Origin of the sequence: Micromonospora sp. NPDC048842, assembly GCF_040649935.1 — a bacterium.
Lineage (GTDB): Bacteria > Actinomycetota > Actinomycetes > Mycobacteriales > Micromonosporaceae > Micromonospora > Micromonospora hortensis.
Window position 1 is genome coordinate 227,999 of sequence record NZ_JBEZGK010000009.1, and the last position, 16,818, is coordinate 244,816.

Genomic DNA, 16,818 nt, shown 5'->3' on the forward strand with positions numbered 1-16,818 from the left:
TTCGCCTAGTTGCCTTTGGTTTGCCAGGAGAAGCCGGCGAGAGCCGTTGATTCGGCATTCCGCAGGCCGATCCGACCGCGAGATCATGACGTCGGCTAGTCCGGGGGAGGGAGACGAGATGGTGGATCAGACGGAGCGGCGGGCGCCGAACCGCCGTGCCACGGTGCAACCGGTGACCCCAGGGCAGCGTGCCGCGCAGGCGGAGCGCACCGGTGGCGAGCCGACCCTGGAGTTCGCCGACATGGTGCCGTACGACGCGTACGTGCAGGCCAGCGCCCTGCACAAGATGCAGCACCCGCTCAGCAGCGACCCGGGCGAGATGTCCTTCCTGATGGTCAGCCAGATCATGGAGCTGTACTTCGGGCTGACCTGCCACGAGCTGCGGGAGACCCAGCGGCTGATCCGCGCCGACCAGATCTGGGAGGCGTTGGCCCCGCTGGGCCGAGCCAAGCTGCACCTGGAGGGGCTCAACGCCGCCTGGCAGGGCCTGCGCTGGATGAGCCCGGCCGACTTCAACAGGTTCCGCAATCTGCTCGGTGAGGCCTCCGGCTTCCAGTCGGCGATGTACCGGCAGTTGGAGTTCCTGCTCGGGCTGCGCGACCCGACGCTGATCCGCCCGTTCCGCCGGCAGACCGAGGTGCATGCCGAGCTGAGCGCCGCGCTGACCACCCCGAGCCTCTGGGACGACGTGCTCGCGCTGCTCGCCCGGCACGGCTTCGGCCTCCCCGCCGACCTGCTCGACCGGGACGTGGCCGTCGAACACGACCCGCACCCGTTGGTCGAGGCGGCCTGGGTACGAATCTACGACGACGCCAGCCCGGACAATCACCTGCGGCTGCTCGGCGAGGCGCTGAGCGCTGTCGCCGAGGAGTTCGGCGACTGGCGCTGGAACCACGTCAAGGCGGTGCAGCGGACGATGGGCGCCAAGGTCGGCAGCGGAGGCTCCGCCGGCCTGGCGTGGTTGCAGCGCAGCATGGCCCGGGTGGTCTTCCCGGAGCTGTGGTCGGCCCGCACAGCGATGTGACCGGAGAGCGAGACATGCACACCCCAGAACGCGAAGCGCACCGTCGTGACGAGGCCGACCCCGGTCACCGGCACCTGTTCCACGTGCCACCGGCCGACGGTGGTGACCACCCCGAGTCGGCGTACCTGGCCGGCAACTCGCTCGGCCTGCAACCTCGGGCCACCCGCGACGAACTCCTGGCCGACCTGGACGCGTGGGGGCGGCTCGGCGTGGAGGGGCACCTGGAGGCGGAGCGCCCCTGGCTGCCGTACCACGAGTTGTTGACCGGGCCGGCCGCGCGACTGGTCGGCGCCCGGCCCGCGGAGGCCGTGGTGATGAACTCGCTGACCGTCAACCTGCACCTGCTGATGGTGAGTTTCTACCGACCGGCCGGCGCGCGCACCCGCATCGTCATCGAGGACGCCGCGTTCCCCTCGGACAGCTACGCCGTGCGCAGCCAGGCCCGGTTCCACGGCCTGGACCCGGACGACGCCGTGGTCCGGTTGCGGCCGCGCGCGGGTGAGGACGCCCTGCGCACCGAGGACGTGACCGACTACCTGGCCGCCGAGGGCGACCGGGTGGCGCTGCTGCTGCTCGGCGGGGTCAACTACCTCACCGGTGAGCTGCTGGACATCCCGGCGATCACGGCTGCCGGCCGGGCCGCCGGCGCGGTGGTCGGTTGGGACCTGGCCCACGCGGTCGGCAACGTGCCGCTGGCCCTGCACGACTGGGACGTCGACTTCGCCGCGTGGTGCTCCTACAAGTACCTGAACTCCGGCCCGGGTGCCCTCGCCGGCGTCTTCGTGCACGAGCGGCACCTCGGCGACGAGAACCTGCCCCGGTTCGAGGGATGGTGGAGCACAGCGGCGGCCACCCGGTTCGAGATGACGCCGACGTCCCGGCCACCGGCCACTGTGGAGGCCTGGCAGATCTCCAACCCGCCGATCTTCGCGATGGGCCCGGTGCGTACCTCGCTGGAGCTGTTCGACGCGGTGGGCATGACAGCGCTGCGTGCGCGCAGCCAGCGTCTCACCGGCTGGCTGGAGTCACTGCTCGACGAGGTGACGGTCGGCCGGCCGTTGCGGGTGGTCACCCCTCGCGACCCGGCCCGCCGAGGCTGCCAGCTCTCCGTGCGCATCGGTTCCGGCAGCGCCAACGAGCTGACCAAACGCCTACGGTACGAACACGGGGTCATCGCCGACGCCCGCGAACCCGACGTCGTACGGTTCGCCCCGGTGCCGCTGTACTCCACGTACCTCGACTGCTGGCGTGCCGCCGCCGCGCTCGCCGCGACGGTGGGGGCGACCTCATGACCGCGCGGCGCGACGAGATCGCGATCATCGGTGCCGGGCTGGCCGGCTGTCTGGCGGCCTGCTTCCTGGCCCGGCGTGGCTACCCGGTGGCCCTCTACGAGCGCCGCTCCGACCCGCGCGCCGGCACCGCCGAACGCGGTCGCTCGATCAACCTGGCGCTCTCCGAGCGCGGCCTGGACGCGTTGCGCCGGATCGGGCTGGCCGAGCAGGTGATGACCGACGCGCTGCCGATGCGCGGCCGGATGATCCACCCGGTCGAGGGCGAGCAGCAGTTCCAGTCGTACAGCGCGGCCGGCGACCGGGCGATCAACTCGATCAGCCGGGGTGCGCTGAACAACGCTCTGCTGGACGAGGCCGCGGCGCTGCCCGGGGTGCGGGTCGTCTTCGACCACCGGCTGGTCGGGCTCGACCCGACCGACGGCGCCCTGAGCTTCGAGACCCCGCAGGGCACTGTCGCGGCGAAGGCGTCGGTCGTGCTGGGCGCCGACGGCGCCGGCTCCGCGGTGCGTGGGCAACTGCTGGCGTACGGGCTGCTGGACGAGAGCGTGGACTTCCTCGACTACGGCTACAAGGAGCTGACGATTCCGCCGCTGGGCGGGGACTTCGCCCTGGAGGAGGACGCGCTGCACATCTGGCCGCGCGGCACCTCGATGATGATCGCGCTGCCGAACCCGGACCGCTCCTTCACCTGCACGCTGTTCTGGCCCAACGACGGCGCCGGCAGCTTCGCCTCGCTGACCAGCCCGGCGGAGATCGAACGGCACTTCACCGAGCACTACCCGGACGTGGTCCCGCTGGCCCCGAACCTCATCGACGACTACCAGCACAACCCGGTGGGCGTGCTCGGCACCGTGCGCTGCACCCCGTGGCAGGTCAACGGAAAGGTCGGCCTGCTCGGCGACGCGGCACACGCCATCGTGCCGTTCTACGGCCAGGGCGCCAACTGCGCCTTCGAGGACGTGGTCGAGTTGGACCGCTGCCTGGACGAGTGCGCCGACGACTGGTTGGCGGCGCTGCCGCTGTTCCAGCGCCGCCGACAGGAGAACGCCGAGGCCATTGCGACGATGGCGCTGACCAACTTCGTGGAGATGCGGGACAAGGTCGCTTCCCCGGTCTTCCAGACCCGGCGACGGGTGGAGCACGCACTGGAACGGGCCCTGCCCGGCCGGTACGTTTCCCAGTACGAGCTGGTGTCGTTCTCCACCACCCCGTACGCGGAGGTGCGCCGCCAGGTGCGCCGACAGCACCGGGTGCTCGGGGCTGTCGTCGGCGGGGCCGCGCTGCTGCTGGTCGGCGCGATCGGTGCGGCACTGAGCCGAGGGAGGCGGGCATGACCGGCAACTGGGATCCGCGGCTGATGGCCGGCCACGCGCCGAGTGGCCCGCGGCGGTTGCGTAACTTCGTCGCCGGCGAGTTCGTCGACGGCGGAGACACGTTCGCCAAGGCCAGCCCGGTCACCGGGGAGCAGGTCTTCGAGGTGGACGAGGCGTCGCGGTCCACAGTCGACGATGCGGTTGCCGCCGCCCGGGCGGCGCTGCGGGGGCCGTGGGGCCGGATGGGGGAGCGCGAGCGCGCCGAGGTGCTGCGCCGTGTCGCCGACGAGCTGGAGCGCCGCTTCGACGACCTTGTCACCGCCGAGGTCGCCGACACCGGCAAGTCCATCGCCCAGGCCCGCACCCTGGACATTCCGCGCGGCGCGGCGAACTTCCGGGCGTTCGCGGAGATCGTGGCGACCGCCCCCACCGAGTCGTTCACGACTGTCACCCCGACCGGCGGCCGGGCACTCAACTACGCGCTGCGCAAGCCGGTCGGCGTGGTAGCGGTCATCGTGCCGTGGAACCTGCCGCTGCTGCTGCTCACCTGGAAGGTGGCTCCGGCGCTGGCCTGCGGCAACGCCGTCGTGGTCAAGCCCAGCGAGGAGACTCCCGCCTCGGCGACGGTGCTCGCCGAGGTGATGGCCGCCGCCGGCGTACCGGCCGGGGTGTTCAACCTTGTGCACGGCTTCGGACCGGACTCGGCGGGTGAGTTCCTCACCCGTCACCCGGGCGTCGACGCGATCACGTTCACCGGCGAGTCGGCCACCGGCGGCGCGATCATGCGGGCCGCCGCCGACGGGGTGAAGGCGGTCAGCTTCGAACTCGGCGGCAAGAACGCCGGCCTGGTCTTCGCCGACGCCGACCTGGACGCCGCGGTGGCCGGCTCGGTGCGGTCCAGCTTCACCAACGGCGGGCAGGTGTGCCTCTGCACCGAGCGCATCTACGTGCAGCGACCGGTCTTCGAGGAGTTCACCGCCCGGCTGGCGAAGCGGGCCGGCGAGCTGGCGTACGGCTGGCCGACAGACGAGGCCACCGCCACCATGCCGCTGATCTCCCACCAGCACCGCAGGAAGGTGCTCGGCGCGTACGAGCTGGCCCGCTCCGAGGGCGCCGAGGTGCTCACCGGTGGCGGCACGCCCACCTTCGGCGACACCCGCGACGGCGGGTCGTACGTGCAGCCGACGGTGCTCACCGGGCTCGGCCCGGACGCCCGCACCAACCGGGAGGAGATCTTCGGCCCGGTGGTGCACGTCGCGCCGTTCGACACCGAGGACGAGGCGTACGCCCTCGCCAACGGCACCGAGTACGGCCTGGCGGCGACCGTGTGGACCCGGGACGTGGGCGTCGCGCACCGGGCCGGCGCCCGGCTCGACGCCGGCATCGTCTGGGTCAACACGTGGTTCCTGCGTGACCTGCGGACCCCGTTCGGCGGGGTGAAGGCGTCCGGGATCGGTCGCGAGGGCGGCGTGCACTCGTTGAACTTCTACTCCGAGCTCACGAACGTCTGCGTGGACCTGTCGTGAGCCGTAGCGAGGGAGCGGGCATGGAAGCTGACATCGAGGCCGCCAACCGGGAGCTGGCCGACGCCCGCAGCACCGGCAAGCCGTGCGCGCCGCTGCGGGGCCGGCTGCTGCCGGAGGGCGACGTCGAGGCCGCGTACCGGGTGCAGCAACTCCAGGCGCGGGCCTGGCAGGGCCGCGGCGAACGCCGGGTCGGCGCGAAGATCGGGTTGACCTCCCGGGCCGTCCAGGAGACCTTCGGGGTGTTCCAGCCGGACTTCGGAATGCTTACCGACGCCATGGCGGTCGGCGACGGGGTCGAGGTGCCCATCGGCAGGCTGCTCCAGCCCCGCGTCGAGGCGGAGATCGCCTTCGTGCTCGACAAGGATCTCCCGAACCCGCAGCTCACCACCGTCGACCTGATCCGCGCGGTCGACCACGTACTGCCGGCGATCGAGATCGTCGACTCCCGGATCGCCGCCTGGGACATCTCCATCGTGGACACCGTCGCCGACAACGCCTCCAGCGGGCTCTTCGTGCTCGGCACCACGCCACGCCGGCTCGCCGACGTGGACCTGCGACTGTGCGGCATGGTGCTGGAGCACGCCGGCGAGCCGGTCTCGGTGGGCGCGGGCGCCGCCTGCCTGGGCAACCCCCTGCACGCCCTGCAGTGGTTGGCGGGCACCCTCGCCCGCGCCGGTGACCCGCTGCGCGCCGGGGACGTGGTGCTCTCCGGGGCGCTCGGTCCGATGGTGCCGGTCACCCCGGGCGCCGCGTACGAGGCCCGGATCTCCGGCCTCGGCTCGGTGCGGACGTGTTTCAGTGATGGAGGCAACCAGTGACCACTAACGTGGCGGTGCTGGGATCGGGAAACATCGGCACCGACCTGATGATCAAGGTGTTGCGGCTGAGTGACAGCCTGCGCATGGTGGCGATGGCCGGCATCGACCCGGCCTCCGACGGCCTGGCGCGTGCTCGCCGGCTCGGCGTCGCCACCACCGCCGACGGCGTGGACGGGCTCGTCGCGATGCCCGAGTTCGCCGACGTCGAGTTGGTGTTCGACGCCACCTCGGCCGGCGCGCACCGACGCCACGACGAGGTGCTGCGCGCCCACGGCCGCACCGTGGTCGACCTGACCCCGGCCGCGCTCGGCCCGTACGTGGTGCCGCCGGTCAACCTCGACGAGCACCTGCACCAGCCCAACGTCAACATGGTGACCTGTGGCGGGCAGGCGACAGTGCCGATCGTCGCCGCGGTACGCCGGGTCACCCCGGTGGCGTACGGCGAGATCGTCGCGTCGATCGCGTCGAAGTCCGCCGGGCCGGGCACCCGGGCCAACATCGACGAGTTCACCGAGACCACGGCCCGCGCCATCGAGGTGGTGGGCGGTGCCGAGCGGGGCAAGGCGATCATCGTGCTGAACCCGGCGGACCCGCCGCTGCTGATGCGGGACACCGTCTACTGCCTCTGCCCGGACGCCGACGCCGACACCGACGCCATCGCCGCCTCGGTGGCCGAGATGGTGGCGGCCGTGCAGGAGTACGTCCCCGGCTACCGGCTCAAGCAGGACGTGCAGTTCGACCGGGTCGAGGCGTACCTGCCGACGCTCGGGCGGCGACTCACCGCTCTTCAGGTGTCGGTCTTCCTGGAGGTCTCCGGCGCCGGGCACTACCTGCCCGCGTACGCCGGAAACCTGGACATCATGACCTCGGCCGCGCTGCGCACCGCGGAGCGGCTGGTCGCCCTGCGTTCTTCGGAGGTGGCCGCGCCATGACCGAGCTGTACATCCAGGACGTGACGCTGCGCGACGGCATGCACGCCATCGCCCACCAGTACACGGTCGACCACGTACGCACCATCGCCGCCGCGTTGGACGCCGCCGGGGTGGCCGCCATCGAGGTGGCGCACGGTGACGGCCTCGCCGGCTCCAGCGTCAACTACGGCCACGGCGCCGCCAGCGACGCCGAGTGGATCTCGGCGGCGGCCGAGGTGCTGACCACTGCGAAACTGACCACCCTGCTGCTGCCGGGCATCGGCACCATCGCCGACCTGAAGGCCGCGAAGGCGCTCGGGGTGACAAGCGTCCGGATCGCCACCCACTGCACGGAGGCGGACATCTCCGCCCAGCACATCTCCTGGGCCCGGGAGAACGGCATGGACGTGGCCGGGTTCCTGATGATGTCGCACATGTTCGATGCGGCCGGGCTGGCCGGGCAGGCCAAGCTCATGGAGTCGTACGGCGCGCACTGCGTCTACGTCACCGACTCCGGCGGCCGGCTGCTGATGTCCGACGTGGCGCAGCGGGTCGACGCGTACCGGCAGGTCCTCGCGCCGGAGACGCAGATCGGCATCCACGCGCACCACAACCTGTCGCTCGGGGTGGCCAACAGCGTGCTCGCCGTCGAGCACGGCCGGGTCACCGGGTCCGCGCCGGTCGGCCCGGACGCGGTGCACGGCCGGACGGTCCGCGTCGACGCCTCCCTCGCGGGCATGGGCGCGGGTGCCGGCAACGCGCCGCTGGAGGTCTTCGTCGCGGTCGCCGAGCTGCACGGCTGGAAGCACGGCTGCGACGTGTTCGCGCTGATGGACGCCGCCGACGACATCGTCCGCCCGCTGCAGGACCGGCCGGTCCAGGTGGACAGGGAAACCCTCTCCCTGGGGTACGCCGGGGTCTACTCCAGCTTCCTGCGGCACGCCGAGCGGGCCTCCACGAAGTACGGCGTGGACGTCCGTTCGATCCTGGTCGAGCTGGGCCGCCGCCGGATGGTGGGCGGCCAGGAGGACATGATCGTGGACGTGGCACTCGACCTGGCCGACAAGGAGCAGGCTGCGAGCGCGAGGAGTGAGCCGGGTTTGCGAGCCCCGCAGTCGCGAACGGAAGGTGGCGCAGCATGATCGGCGTGGACATCGTCGGGATCGCCGACAAGCTGGGCACGGCGGCCGACACGGCCACCGCGATCCCGCAGCTCGCCGCCGAGACCGGCCTCGACGTGGACACCGCGTACGCCGTGCAGGCCGCGCTGCTGCAACGCCGGCTGAACGCCGGTGAGCGGTTGGTCGGGCTGAAGATGGGGCTGACCAGCAGGGCGAAGATGGCCCAGGTCGGCGTGGACGAGGTGATCTGGGGGCGGCTCACCAACGCGATGCGGGTGCCCGACGGCGGCGCCGTGGACCCGGCCGCCTTCATCCACCCCCGGGTCGAGCCGGAGGTGGCGTTCCTGCTGGACCGGCTGCCCGAGCCGGGTGAGCCGGTCGGCGACTTCGCCACGGCGGTCCGCGCTGTCGCCCCAGCCATCGAGTTGATCGACTCCCGGTACGCGGACTTCCGTTTCTCGCTGCCGGACGTGGTCGCTGACAACACCTCGGCCGCCGCCTTCGTGATCGGGCCGTGGTCGCCGGTGCCGGCGGGGCTGGACAACCTGGGCGTGCTGCTGGAGGTCGACGGGCGGGTGGCGCAGGTCGGCTCGACGGCGGCGATCCTCGGTGATCCGCGCCGGGCGCTCGACGAGGGCATCCGGCTGGCGGGCCGGCACGGGGTGCGGCTGGAGTCCGGCTGGGTCTTCCTGGCCGGTGCCGCCACCGCCGCTGTTCCGCTGCGTCCCGGCGCCCACGTTCGCGCCGTCGTCGAGAAGCTCGGCACCGCCTCGCTGCGGGCGTCGTCGTGACCGCCCGGGTGGTGGCCGGGAAGGCCGTCCCACGGGGGGCTTTTCCGCACGTCAAGGTCGCCGGCGGGTTCGTCTTCGTCTCCGGTACGTCGTCGCGGCGCCCGGACAACACCTTCGCCGGCGTGGAGGTGGACGGGTTCGGCACCACCAACCTCGACATCCGTGTGCAGACACGGGCCGTGATCGAGAACGTGCGGGATCTGCTGCGTTCGGTCGGCGCTGACCTCACCGACCTGGTCCAGGTGACGACCTACCTGGTCAACATGAACGACTTCGGTGGTTACAACGAGGTGTGGGCCGAGTTCTTCGACGCCTCCGGACCGACCCGTACGACGGTGGCGGTGCACCAACTGCCGCACCCGCACCTGCTGATCGAAATCCAGGCCGTGGCCCTTCTTCCCTCGGGAGGTCAGTCGTGAGTGAGATCGCCGAACCGTTCAGCTTTCCGGGCTGGATCGCCGACAACCAGCACCTGTTGAAGCCCCCGGTGGGCAACAAGGAGATGTTCCCCGGCGGGGACGACTTCATCGTGATGGTGGTGGGCGGGCCCAACCAGCGCACCGACTTCCACGTGGACCCGTACGAGGAGTTCTTCTACCAGGTCAAGGGCAACATGCACATCAACCTGGTCACCCCGGAGGGGCCGCGTACCGTGCACGTGCGCGAGGGTCAGATGTGGATGCTCCCGCGCAACACCCCGCACTCGCCGCAGCGGCCGGAGGCCGGCTCGATCGGCGTGGTCGTCGAGCGGGTCCGCGAGGAGGGCACGCTGGAGACGTTCCAGTGGTACTGCCCGGAGTGCGGCAGCAAGGTGCACGAGGTCGAGTTGCAGGTCCGTGACATCGCCGCCGATCTGCCCCCGGTGTTCCAGGCGTTCTACGCCGACGAGCAGGCACGTACCTGCGCCAACTGCGGCACCCTGCACCCGGGCAAGGGCTGATGCCCGCAGGCGTGGTCGACGTGCACACGCACGTCGTACCGAAGGGTTGGCCGGACCTCGGCGCGGCGTGCGGCGGGTCCGGCTGGCCGTGGTTGCGGGTCGACTCCGAGCGCGCCGCCATGATCATGGTGGGGGAGACGGAGTTCCGTCCGGTCGGCGCCGAGTGCTGGGACGCGTCGCGCCGACTGGCCGACATGGACGCCGATGGCGTGGCCGTGCAGGTGGTCTCGCCCACCCCGGTCTTCTTCAGCTACGACCGCCCGGCCGACCAGGCGGTGAAGGTCGCCCGGATCTTCAACGACCTGACCCTGGAGGTCACCGCGGCCGGGGGTGACCGACTGGTGCCGTTCTGCCAGGTGCCGCTCCAGGACCCGGACGCCGCCTGTGCCGAACTGGACCGCAGCCTCGCCGCCGGGCACGTGGGCGTGGAGATCGGCAACCACGTCGGCGACCGGGACCTGGACGACGCCGGCGTGGTCACCTTCCTCCAGCACTGTGCCGAGGTGGGCGCACCCGTCTTCGTCCACCCGTGGGACATGCCCGGCGGGCCGCGACTGGACCGCTGGATGGCCCGCTGGCTCGCCGGGATGCCCGCCGAGACGCACCTGTCGGTGCTGGCGATGATCCTCGGTGGTGTCTTCGACCGGGTGCCCGAGACGCTGCGGATCTGCTTCGCGCACGGCGGCGGCAGTTTCCCGTTCTGGCTCGGCCGCGCCGACAACGCCTGGCACCGCCGTGGCGACCTGGTCCGGGGCGCGTCCGCCGGCCCGCCCAGCAGCTACCTCGACCGGTTCAGCGTCGACTCGGTGGTCTTCGCGCCACCCGCTCTGCGGCTGCTTGTCGACACCCTGGGGGAGGATCGGGTACTGGTCGGCAGCGACTACCCGTACCCGCTTGGCGAACGGCCGGCCGGCGCTGTGGTTCACGCGGCCGACTTCCTCACCGACGGCCAACGCGACAAGCTCCTGTCCACCAACGCCATGCGTTTCCTGCACGGCTGAGCACAGCGCCTCGCCTCGACGTGAGCAGATCTTGGACATTTTCCGTCCGGCGCTGACGGAAACTGTCCAAGATCTGGGGCTCGACACGCCAAGCGTGCGTCCGGCGTCCGGTTGGTCCGTTTCCGGCCGCCAGCGCGTGTCGGCTGCGCGAAGGGCCGATGGCCGGCAGGATGGCGGCATGGCCGAGCCGCACGACCTGACCGCGTTGGAGCAGGCCGCCGCGATGACCCGCGGCGAGCTGTCCAGCGTCGACCTGGTCGAGCATTCCCTGCGCCGGGTGGCGGCGCTCGGCGACACAGTGGGCGCGTTCGTCACCGTCACACCGGACCTCGCCCGGCAGGCCGCGCGCGCCGCCGACGCGGTGCCGATCGAGGAGCGCGGCCCGCTGCACGGCGTGCCGACCGCCATCAAGGACCTGACGCTCACCGCCGGGGTGCGCACCACCTTCGGTTCGGCCGCCTTCTTCGACTTCGTCCCGCCGGTCGACGCCGACGTGGTCCGCTTCATCAAGGCCGCCGGTCTGGTCAGCCTGGGCAAGACGACCACCTCCGAGCTGGGCTGTTCGCTCTACTCGGAGGGCCGGGTCGCGCCGCCGGCCCGCAACCCGTGGCAGTTGACGTACACGGCTGGCGGGTCCAGCGGCGGCGCCGCGGCGGCGGTCGCGGCCGGGCTGGTCCCGGTCGCCCAGGGGTCCGACGGCGGTGGGTCGCTGCGCATCCCGGCGTCGCTCTGCGGCCTGGTCGGCTACAAGCCCAGTCGGGGCCTCGTCTCCGGCGGGCCGATCGGCTCCGGCGCGTTCGGCCTGCCCACCAGCGGCCCGCTCGGGCGGACGGTCACCGACGTCGCCGCTCTGCTCGACGTCATGGCAGTCCCGGTCCCCGGCGAGCCCTACCTGCCGCCACCCGCGCCGCCCGGCGGCTACCTGGCCGTCGCGCGCCGGGCCGAGCCCGGCCCGCTGCGGATCGGCCGGTTCACCACGCCGATGCTCGCCGACGAACCGGTGCACCCCGACTGCGTGGCCGCCGTGGACCGGGCCGCCGCGCTGCTCACGGCGGCCGGCCACGAGGTGGTCGAGGTGCCGCCGCCGCTCGGGCCGGCGGCCTGGCCGCTGTTCGAGATCCTCTGGTACGTCCTGGCGCTCACCCCGGTGCCACCGCAGCGGGAGGCGGAGCTGCTGCCGTTGACCCGGCTGCTCCGGGCCCGGGGCGCCGAACTCTCCGCCGGCACCCTGGCCGCCACCCTCGGGGAGTTGCAGGCGCAGGTGCGCCTCGGTGCCCGCCGCACCGCCGGCTGCGACCTGCTCCTCTGTCCCACGCTGGCCACCCCGCAGGCACCCGTCGGCTGGTTCACCGCCGACGCGGACCCGGCCGCCGACTTCGACAGGCAACGCCGGTTCTCGCCCTACTGCGCCATCTTCAACGTCACCGGGGATCCCTCCGTCTCCCTGCCACTGGGTACCACCACCGACGGCCTGCCCGTCGGGGTGCTGCTCACCGGCCGGTACGGCGACGACGCGCGGCTTATCGCTACCGCTGCGCAACTGGAGAACTCGAGTGACGGATGGGATCGGCACCCCGCAATCTGGCGGGCCGTCGACTCCGCTAACGTGAATGGCGACGGAGTCGGGCGGTCGGCAGCGTGATCGTCCATCCGACCCGGTTGTTCAAGGTCGTCCTTCTTCCGCCTGGGGGCGTTGGGATTGTCTGTTACCGAGACGTTGCTGGTCTTCGTCGGCATCCCGTTGGCCGCGGTGCTGGTCATCGCCGGCCTGTCGTACGCCGGTAGCCGCGGGGGTGCCACCGGCGGTGGCGGTGGCGCCAAGCGCTACCGTCCGGGCCGGCCCTTCGACTTCACTCCGGTCTGGTTCCTGGGCCGCCCGGAGCAGCTGGCCGACTCGGCCGGCACCGCGCTGACGGCGGGGGCGCAGGCGCCCGCGCTGACCAGCCACAAGCTTGAGCAGGCCAGCGTCGAGGCGCCGGCCGGTGGAACCGGAGGCGCAAGTGACCGTTGGTGAGAAGCAGACCGGGTCGGAAAATCCGCCCGAGGTGCTCGACGGGCCGTTCTCGACCCGCCAGCTGCTGCGCATCGACGAGGCCCTGCGCCTGGCCGACAAGGGCACCGGCCTGGTCTTCTCGGTCTTTGTCGGTGGTCTCGACGAGCCGATCCGGGAGCACGCCCAGCGGCTGCACCGTCAGCTCGCCGAGCCCGACAAGTCGGTGCTGATCGCCGTGTCGCCCAACCAGCGTCAGCTGGAGATCATCACCGGGCGGTACGCCCGCAAGCGCATCCCCGACACCTACGCCAAGCTGGCCGCGCTCTCCATGGTCGGCGCGTTCAGCGGCGGGGACCTGGCCGGCGGCATCATCAACGGCCTCGACCAGCTCGCCAGCCACGCCGGCAAGGGCTGACCCACCCGTACGACGAACCCCGGCCCGCTGATCGCGGACCGGGGTTCGTCGGGTGCTGGCCTACCGCCTCGTCAGCGCTGGCCGCTGCGGGACCGAAGTCGGGTGAGCGCGAGGGCGAGCGGGACGGTCACCACCGCGCTGACGGCGACCCAGCTGACCAGCGCGACCCAGATCGGGCTGTCGTTGAGCACCGCCAGCAGGATGCTCACCGGTAGCAGCGCCAACACCGCCGCGAACACCGGTCGTCGTGACCTTTTCATCTGCGTGTCCCCCTTCGTCACTGCGTCGACCACTACCCGCGGTCTCGCGCCGTCAGTCCTTCTCGGCCTCGTCGGTCAGGTACTTGGTGACGATGCCGCCGGCGCAGCCGCCCACCGCACCGAGGGCACCACCGGCCAGGGCGCCGGCGACTCCGCCGGCCGCCCCACCGATCGCACCTGTGACGAGGCCGCCGGCGGCACCGATCGCGCAGGACTCGCCGTAGTCGACTTCCAGGCCGGTGGGGTCGAGGTAGTTCACCGGGTTCGCGGCGGCGTAGGCGTACCGGTTGCCGGTGGCGGGGTCTCCGATGAAGGCGAGGCTGTCCTGCTGGGTGAAGCGACCCGTCGCCGGGTCGTACCAGCGACGGCCGAACTTGGTGAGGTCGTCGTTGCGCAGACCAGCGGCGAAGCCGAGCGCGTTCTCCTCGGTCTCGTCGCCGTTGTCGACGGTCTTGACCACCTTGCCGTACGGGTCGTAGGTGTAGGAGGCGGCCAGTGAACCGTCGTACTTGACCAGGGCCACCACCGACCCGAGTCCGTCGAGGACGTAGAAGTAGTGGTGGAAGACCCCGTTCGTCTTCGCCCGGAAGCCCAGCGGAGTGCCGAGCTGGTCGCGCTCGACGTAGTGCCTGCTGTACGAGCTGGGCACCGTGTAGCTCTGCAGCATCGGCTGGCCGTTCTGATCGTCCAGCCCGTAGAGGTACCGGTGCTCGAACGAGGGGGTGGTCTTCCAACCGAGCTCGACCTGGTTGGGTCCGCTGTACTCCCAGGTCACCGACGCGTTGGTGGAGTCCTTGCCGCTGGTGAGCTGTCCTGCGGCGTTGTAGACGAAGGAGCGGGCGGCGGACCCGCTCTTCTGGTTGCCGGCCCCGTCGTAGCTGTAGCCGGAACTGGTGATCTGGTTGCCGGCGTTGTACGTCAGCGTCTGCGTTGTGGTGCCGTCAACCTTGACCGAGGTGCGGTTGCCGTTGCTGTCGTAGGCGTAGTCGTAGGTCTTGCCGTCGATGCTGGTGGCCTTGGTGAGCCGGTTGCCCTGGTCGTAGGTGTACAGGCTCACCGCGCCCGCGCGGTGGTGGTCGGTCTGCCACTGCCGCAGACCGGTGTCGTCGGTCTTTGCCGTGGAGCAGGCGGCGGTGCCGACTCGCTTGGCGTAGCAGTAGGACACGTCGAAGACGGTGCTGGCCGTGCCGGACTGCCAGCGCTTACTGGTGGTACGGGTGATCCGTCCGGACTGGTCGTACGCGGTGACCGTCTCGGCCGCTGTCACCGAGGAGACGGCAAGTTTGGTCGAGGTCCGCCGCCCGTCGTCGTCGTAGCCGAAGGTGTAGGTGCCGTTGCCGGCGACCAGCTTGGTGAGCAGGTTGCGGGCGTTGTACGTGTAGAACGAGCTGCCCCGCTGGTCGCGCAACTCGACGAGGTTGCCGACCGGGTCGTAGACGTACTGGTGGGTGGCCTGACGGCCGACCAGCCGGTTGAGCCGATCGTGCGCGAAGTTCTGGTAGCCGTTGCCGTCCTCTCGGGCGTAGACGTTGCCGGCGGCGTCGTAGGTGTACGAGACGTCGTGCGTCGCGTCCGAGTAACTGATCTTCGTAACCCGGTCGTTCTTGTCGTAGTCGAAGTGGGTGGTGCGCCCGGCGCCGTCGGTGGCCTCGTGCACCCGGCCGAACTCGTCGTAGTTGATCGTGCGGACGCCCAGCGAGGTGCCACTCGGGGGAGTCACGGAGATCAGCTGCTTGTTGGAGTCGTACTGGTAGGTGGTCCTGTTCGTGCCGTTGCCCGGATCGGTCGAGGACTTCACAGTGCCGTCGCTGTTGTACTCGATCTTCGCCTCGGCGGCCTGGGCGTCCTTCGAGGACAACCGGTTGCCAGCACCGTTGTACGTGTAGGTGTTGGTGTTGCCCTGCGCGTCCGAGCTGGACGACGGTTGGAAGTTCGCCGTCGGATTGCTGGGGGTGGCGGAGTTCGCGTACGAGTAGGCGATGTCCGCGCCGGTCGGCGCGGCAGAGGCGGTCAGCGACTGCCCGCCGTTGGCCGCGTACCCGTTGCTGGTGACGCCGCCCGTGCCGTTGGTGGAGGTCAGCACGTCGTTGTACGGCGTGTAGGAGTTCTCCCGCGTCTTGCCCTCCGGGTCGACGGCCTTGGTCACCCGCTTGTCGGAGTTGATCGTGTAGGTGGTGCGCGGCACGGAGGTGACCGGCTGCGACTGGTTGGTGTTGGCGTCGGCGATCAGCGTCTGCGTGGCGGACGGGTACGCCCAGCGGGTGACGGCCGTCGCGCCCGGCGCGTCCTCCTCGTCGACGACCCGCTGGATCGAGGTGACCCGGTGCGCGGAGTCGTAGGTGAGGGTGGCGACGGAACCCACGTCCGAACCCCTGATGCCGCTGGAGATCTTCGTGATCCGGTGTGCGGAGTCGTAGACGAAGCGGATGTCGTCCTCGGTCAGCGAGCAGATCTCGGTGAGGTCACCGTTGGCGTTGTACGCGTACTCGATGCGCCGGTACAGGCCGCCGTCGCCGTGCTGCTCGATCTTCGAGATGTAGCCGTGGCTGCCGTAGAGCACGGTCGCCGTGCGCACGGCCTGGGTGCCCCGGTCGGAGACGACAGTGGTGAGTCGACCGTTGCCGTCGTAGGCGTAGTCGGTGACGTTGTCGTTGCGGTCCAGGCTGCGGTCCAGCAGCCCGGCGGAGGTGAAGTAGAGCCGCCGTCCGCTCTCGTGCTCGGTCAGCTTCCAGCCCGAGCCGTCGGTGGCGAGGGTCGCCTTGAACTCGTTCGGGGTGGTGTAGCCGGACCCGTTGGGTGTGAACCTTCCGACCACCCCGTCCGAGGCGACATAGGTGACGGAGTTGTCGTCGGCCTTGATCAGCTTCACGTCCACGCCGGTGCGGGTCCGCCAGCCGTGACCGAGCGATCCGGTCGCCAGCCCGCTGCCGGTGAACAGGCTGTTGTAGGCAGAGCCGAGAACGAGGTCGCGGGCGATGCCGGGAAGTACCAGGTCGGTGCTGCGGATGAGCAGGTTGCCCGAGCCGGTGTTGACCTCGGCGGTCACCCGGTCGGTCAACGCGAAGCTGGTGAACGAGCCGTTGCGGACCGGGCCGGTGCCGACCGGCACCGAGATCGGGCCGGCGAGCATGCTGACCGGCGCGCTCGACGGGCCCAGCGCGATTGCGGCGGACGAGCCGGGTGAGCCCGGTTGTGCCGGCGCAGCGATGCGGTCGGCGGTGGACTCCGGGCGACCGAGTGCGGCGGCGGCAGGCGCCGTCGGTACGGTGAGCACCGATGAAGTGACGATCAGTAGTGTCCAGAACGCGCGATGGCGTAAGGCCACGGTTCCCTCCCGTGCGTTGGTGGCGACAACGCACGAGATCGTCACACATCGATTACTTGATGCGCGGCAATCATTCGGATCTTTTGTC

The 16,818-nt window shown here is 71.0% G+C and carries 16 protein-coding genes; 14 read left to right on the forward strand and 2 right to left on the reverse strand.

Translation table 11 applies throughout. From position 1 onward, the window contains the following. Nucleotides 1-121: 121 nt before the first annotated feature. From AB0C19_RS15925 to AB0C19_RS15990, 14 genes are all read left to right on the forward strand, one after another. Complete coding sequence (locus AB0C19_RS15925; protein WP_357185317.1) at nucleotides 122-1,024, forward strand: tryptophan 2,3-dioxygenase family protein; 903 nt, start codon at nucleotides 122-124, stop codon at nucleotides 1,022-1,024. A 14-nt stretch (nucleotides 1,025-1,038) separates the two neighbouring features. Beyond that, nucleotides 1,039-2,316 (forward strand): kynureninase, encoded by a 1,278-nt coding sequence (gene kynU / locus AB0C19_RS15930; protein WP_357185172.1) that lies wholly within the window; start codon nucleotides 1,039-1,041, stop codon nucleotides 2,314-2,316. Then, on the forward strand, nucleotides 2,313-3,650 hold the full coding sequence (locus AB0C19_RS15935; RefSeq protein WP_357185175.1) for an NAD(P)/FAD-dependent oxidoreductase: 1,338 nt from the start codon (nucleotides 2,313-2,315) through the stop codon (nucleotides 3,648-3,650). Before kynU ends, AB0C19_RS15935 begins: the two co-directional genes overlap by 4 nt. Nucleotides 3,651-3,673: 23 nt before the next feature. Beyond that, nucleotides 3,674-5,155 carry a 2-hydroxymuconic semialdehyde dehydrogenase gene (locus AB0C19_RS15940; protein ID WP_357185320.1) on the forward strand — a complete coding sequence of 494 codons (1,482 nt, stop codon included), beginning with the start codon at nucleotides 3,674-3,676 and terminating at the stop codon, nucleotides 5,153-5,155. 20 nt (nucleotides 5,156-5,175) lie between these two features. Beyond that, nucleotides 5,176-5,973, forward strand: a complete 798-nt coding sequence (locus AB0C19_RS15945; protein ID WP_357185178.1) for a fumarylacetoacetate hydrolase family protein — start codon at nucleotides 5,176-5,178, stop codon at nucleotides 5,971-5,973. Next, complete coding sequence (locus tag AB0C19_RS15950; protein WP_357185181.1) at nucleotides 5,970-6,905, forward strand: acetaldehyde dehydrogenase (acetylating); 936 nt, start codon at nucleotides 5,970-5,972, stop codon at nucleotides 6,903-6,905. The genes AB0C19_RS15945 and AB0C19_RS15950 overlap by 4 nt, the downstream gene beginning before the upstream one ends. Then, nucleotides 6,902-8,026, forward strand: a complete 1,125-nt coding sequence (gene dmpG, locus AB0C19_RS15955; RefSeq protein WP_357185185.1) for a 4-hydroxy-2-oxovalerate aldolase — start codon at nucleotides 6,902-6,904, stop codon at nucleotides 8,024-8,026. Before AB0C19_RS15950 ends, dmpG begins: the two co-directional genes overlap by 4 nt. Further along, complete coding sequence (locus AB0C19_RS15960) at nucleotides 8,023-8,796, forward strand: fumarylacetoacetate hydrolase family protein (protein WP_357185188.1); 774 nt, start codon at nucleotides 8,023-8,025, stop codon at nucleotides 8,794-8,796. The genes dmpG and AB0C19_RS15960 overlap by 4 nt, the downstream gene beginning before the upstream one ends. After that, nucleotides 8,793-9,215: a RidA family protein gene (locus AB0C19_RS15965; RefSeq protein ID WP_091405437.1), complete on the forward strand. Its 423-nt coding sequence runs from the start codon at nucleotides 8,793-8,795 to the stop codon at nucleotides 9,213-9,215. Before AB0C19_RS15960 ends, AB0C19_RS15965 begins: the two co-directional genes overlap by 4 nt. Next, the gene (locus AB0C19_RS15970; protein WP_112669228.1) at nucleotides 9,212-9,736 is read left to right on the forward strand and encodes a 3-hydroxyanthranilate 3,4-dioxygenase; all 525 of its coding nucleotides are present in this window, start codon (nucleotides 9,212-9,214) and stop codon (nucleotides 9,734-9,736) included. The genes AB0C19_RS15965 and AB0C19_RS15970 overlap by 4 nt, the downstream gene beginning before the upstream one ends. Further along, nucleotides 9,736-10,737, forward strand: coding sequence for an amidohydrolase family protein (locus tag AB0C19_RS15975; protein WP_357185193.1), 1,002 nt, complete (start codon nucleotides 9,736-9,738; stop codon nucleotides 10,735-10,737). Before AB0C19_RS15970 ends, AB0C19_RS15975 begins: the two co-directional genes overlap by 1 nt. Nucleotides 10,738-10,915: 178 nt before the next feature. Beyond that, nucleotides 10,916-12,379 carry an amidase gene (locus AB0C19_RS15980; RefSeq protein ID WP_357185196.1) on the forward strand — a complete coding sequence of 488 codons (1,464 nt, stop codon included), beginning with the start codon at nucleotides 10,916-10,918 and terminating at the stop codon, nucleotides 12,377-12,379. A 75-nt stretch (nucleotides 12,380-12,454) separates the two neighbouring features. Next, entirely contained in the window at nucleotides 12,455-12,751 is a 297-nt protein-coding gene (locus AB0C19_RS15985; protein WP_112584149.1) for a hypothetical protein, read from the forward strand. Then, the gene (locus AB0C19_RS15990) at nucleotides 12,738-13,145 is read left to right on the forward strand and encodes a DUF5130 family protein (RefSeq protein ID WP_091405419.1); all 408 of its coding nucleotides are present in this window, start codon (nucleotides 12,738-12,740) and stop codon (nucleotides 13,143-13,145) included. The genes AB0C19_RS15985 and AB0C19_RS15990 overlap by 14 nt, the downstream gene beginning before the upstream one ends. A 71-nt stretch (nucleotides 13,146-13,216) precedes the next feature. Here AB0C19_RS15990 and AB0C19_RS15995 read toward each other — a convergent pair whose 3' ends face one another. Both AB0C19_RS15995 and AB0C19_RS16000 read right to left on the reverse strand, forming a co-directional pair. Then, entirely contained in the window at nucleotides 13,217-13,405 is a 189-nt protein-coding gene (locus AB0C19_RS15995; RefSeq protein WP_357185201.1) for a hypothetical protein, read from the reverse strand. Between the two features lie 52 nt (nucleotides 13,406-13,457). Then, nucleotides 13,458-16,730: an RHS repeat-associated core domain-containing protein gene (locus tag AB0C19_RS16000; RefSeq protein ID WP_357185203.1), complete on the reverse strand. Its 3,273-nt coding sequence runs from the start codon at nucleotides 16,728-16,730 to the stop codon at nucleotides 13,458-13,460. Nucleotides 16,731-16,818: the final 88 nt, after the last annotated feature.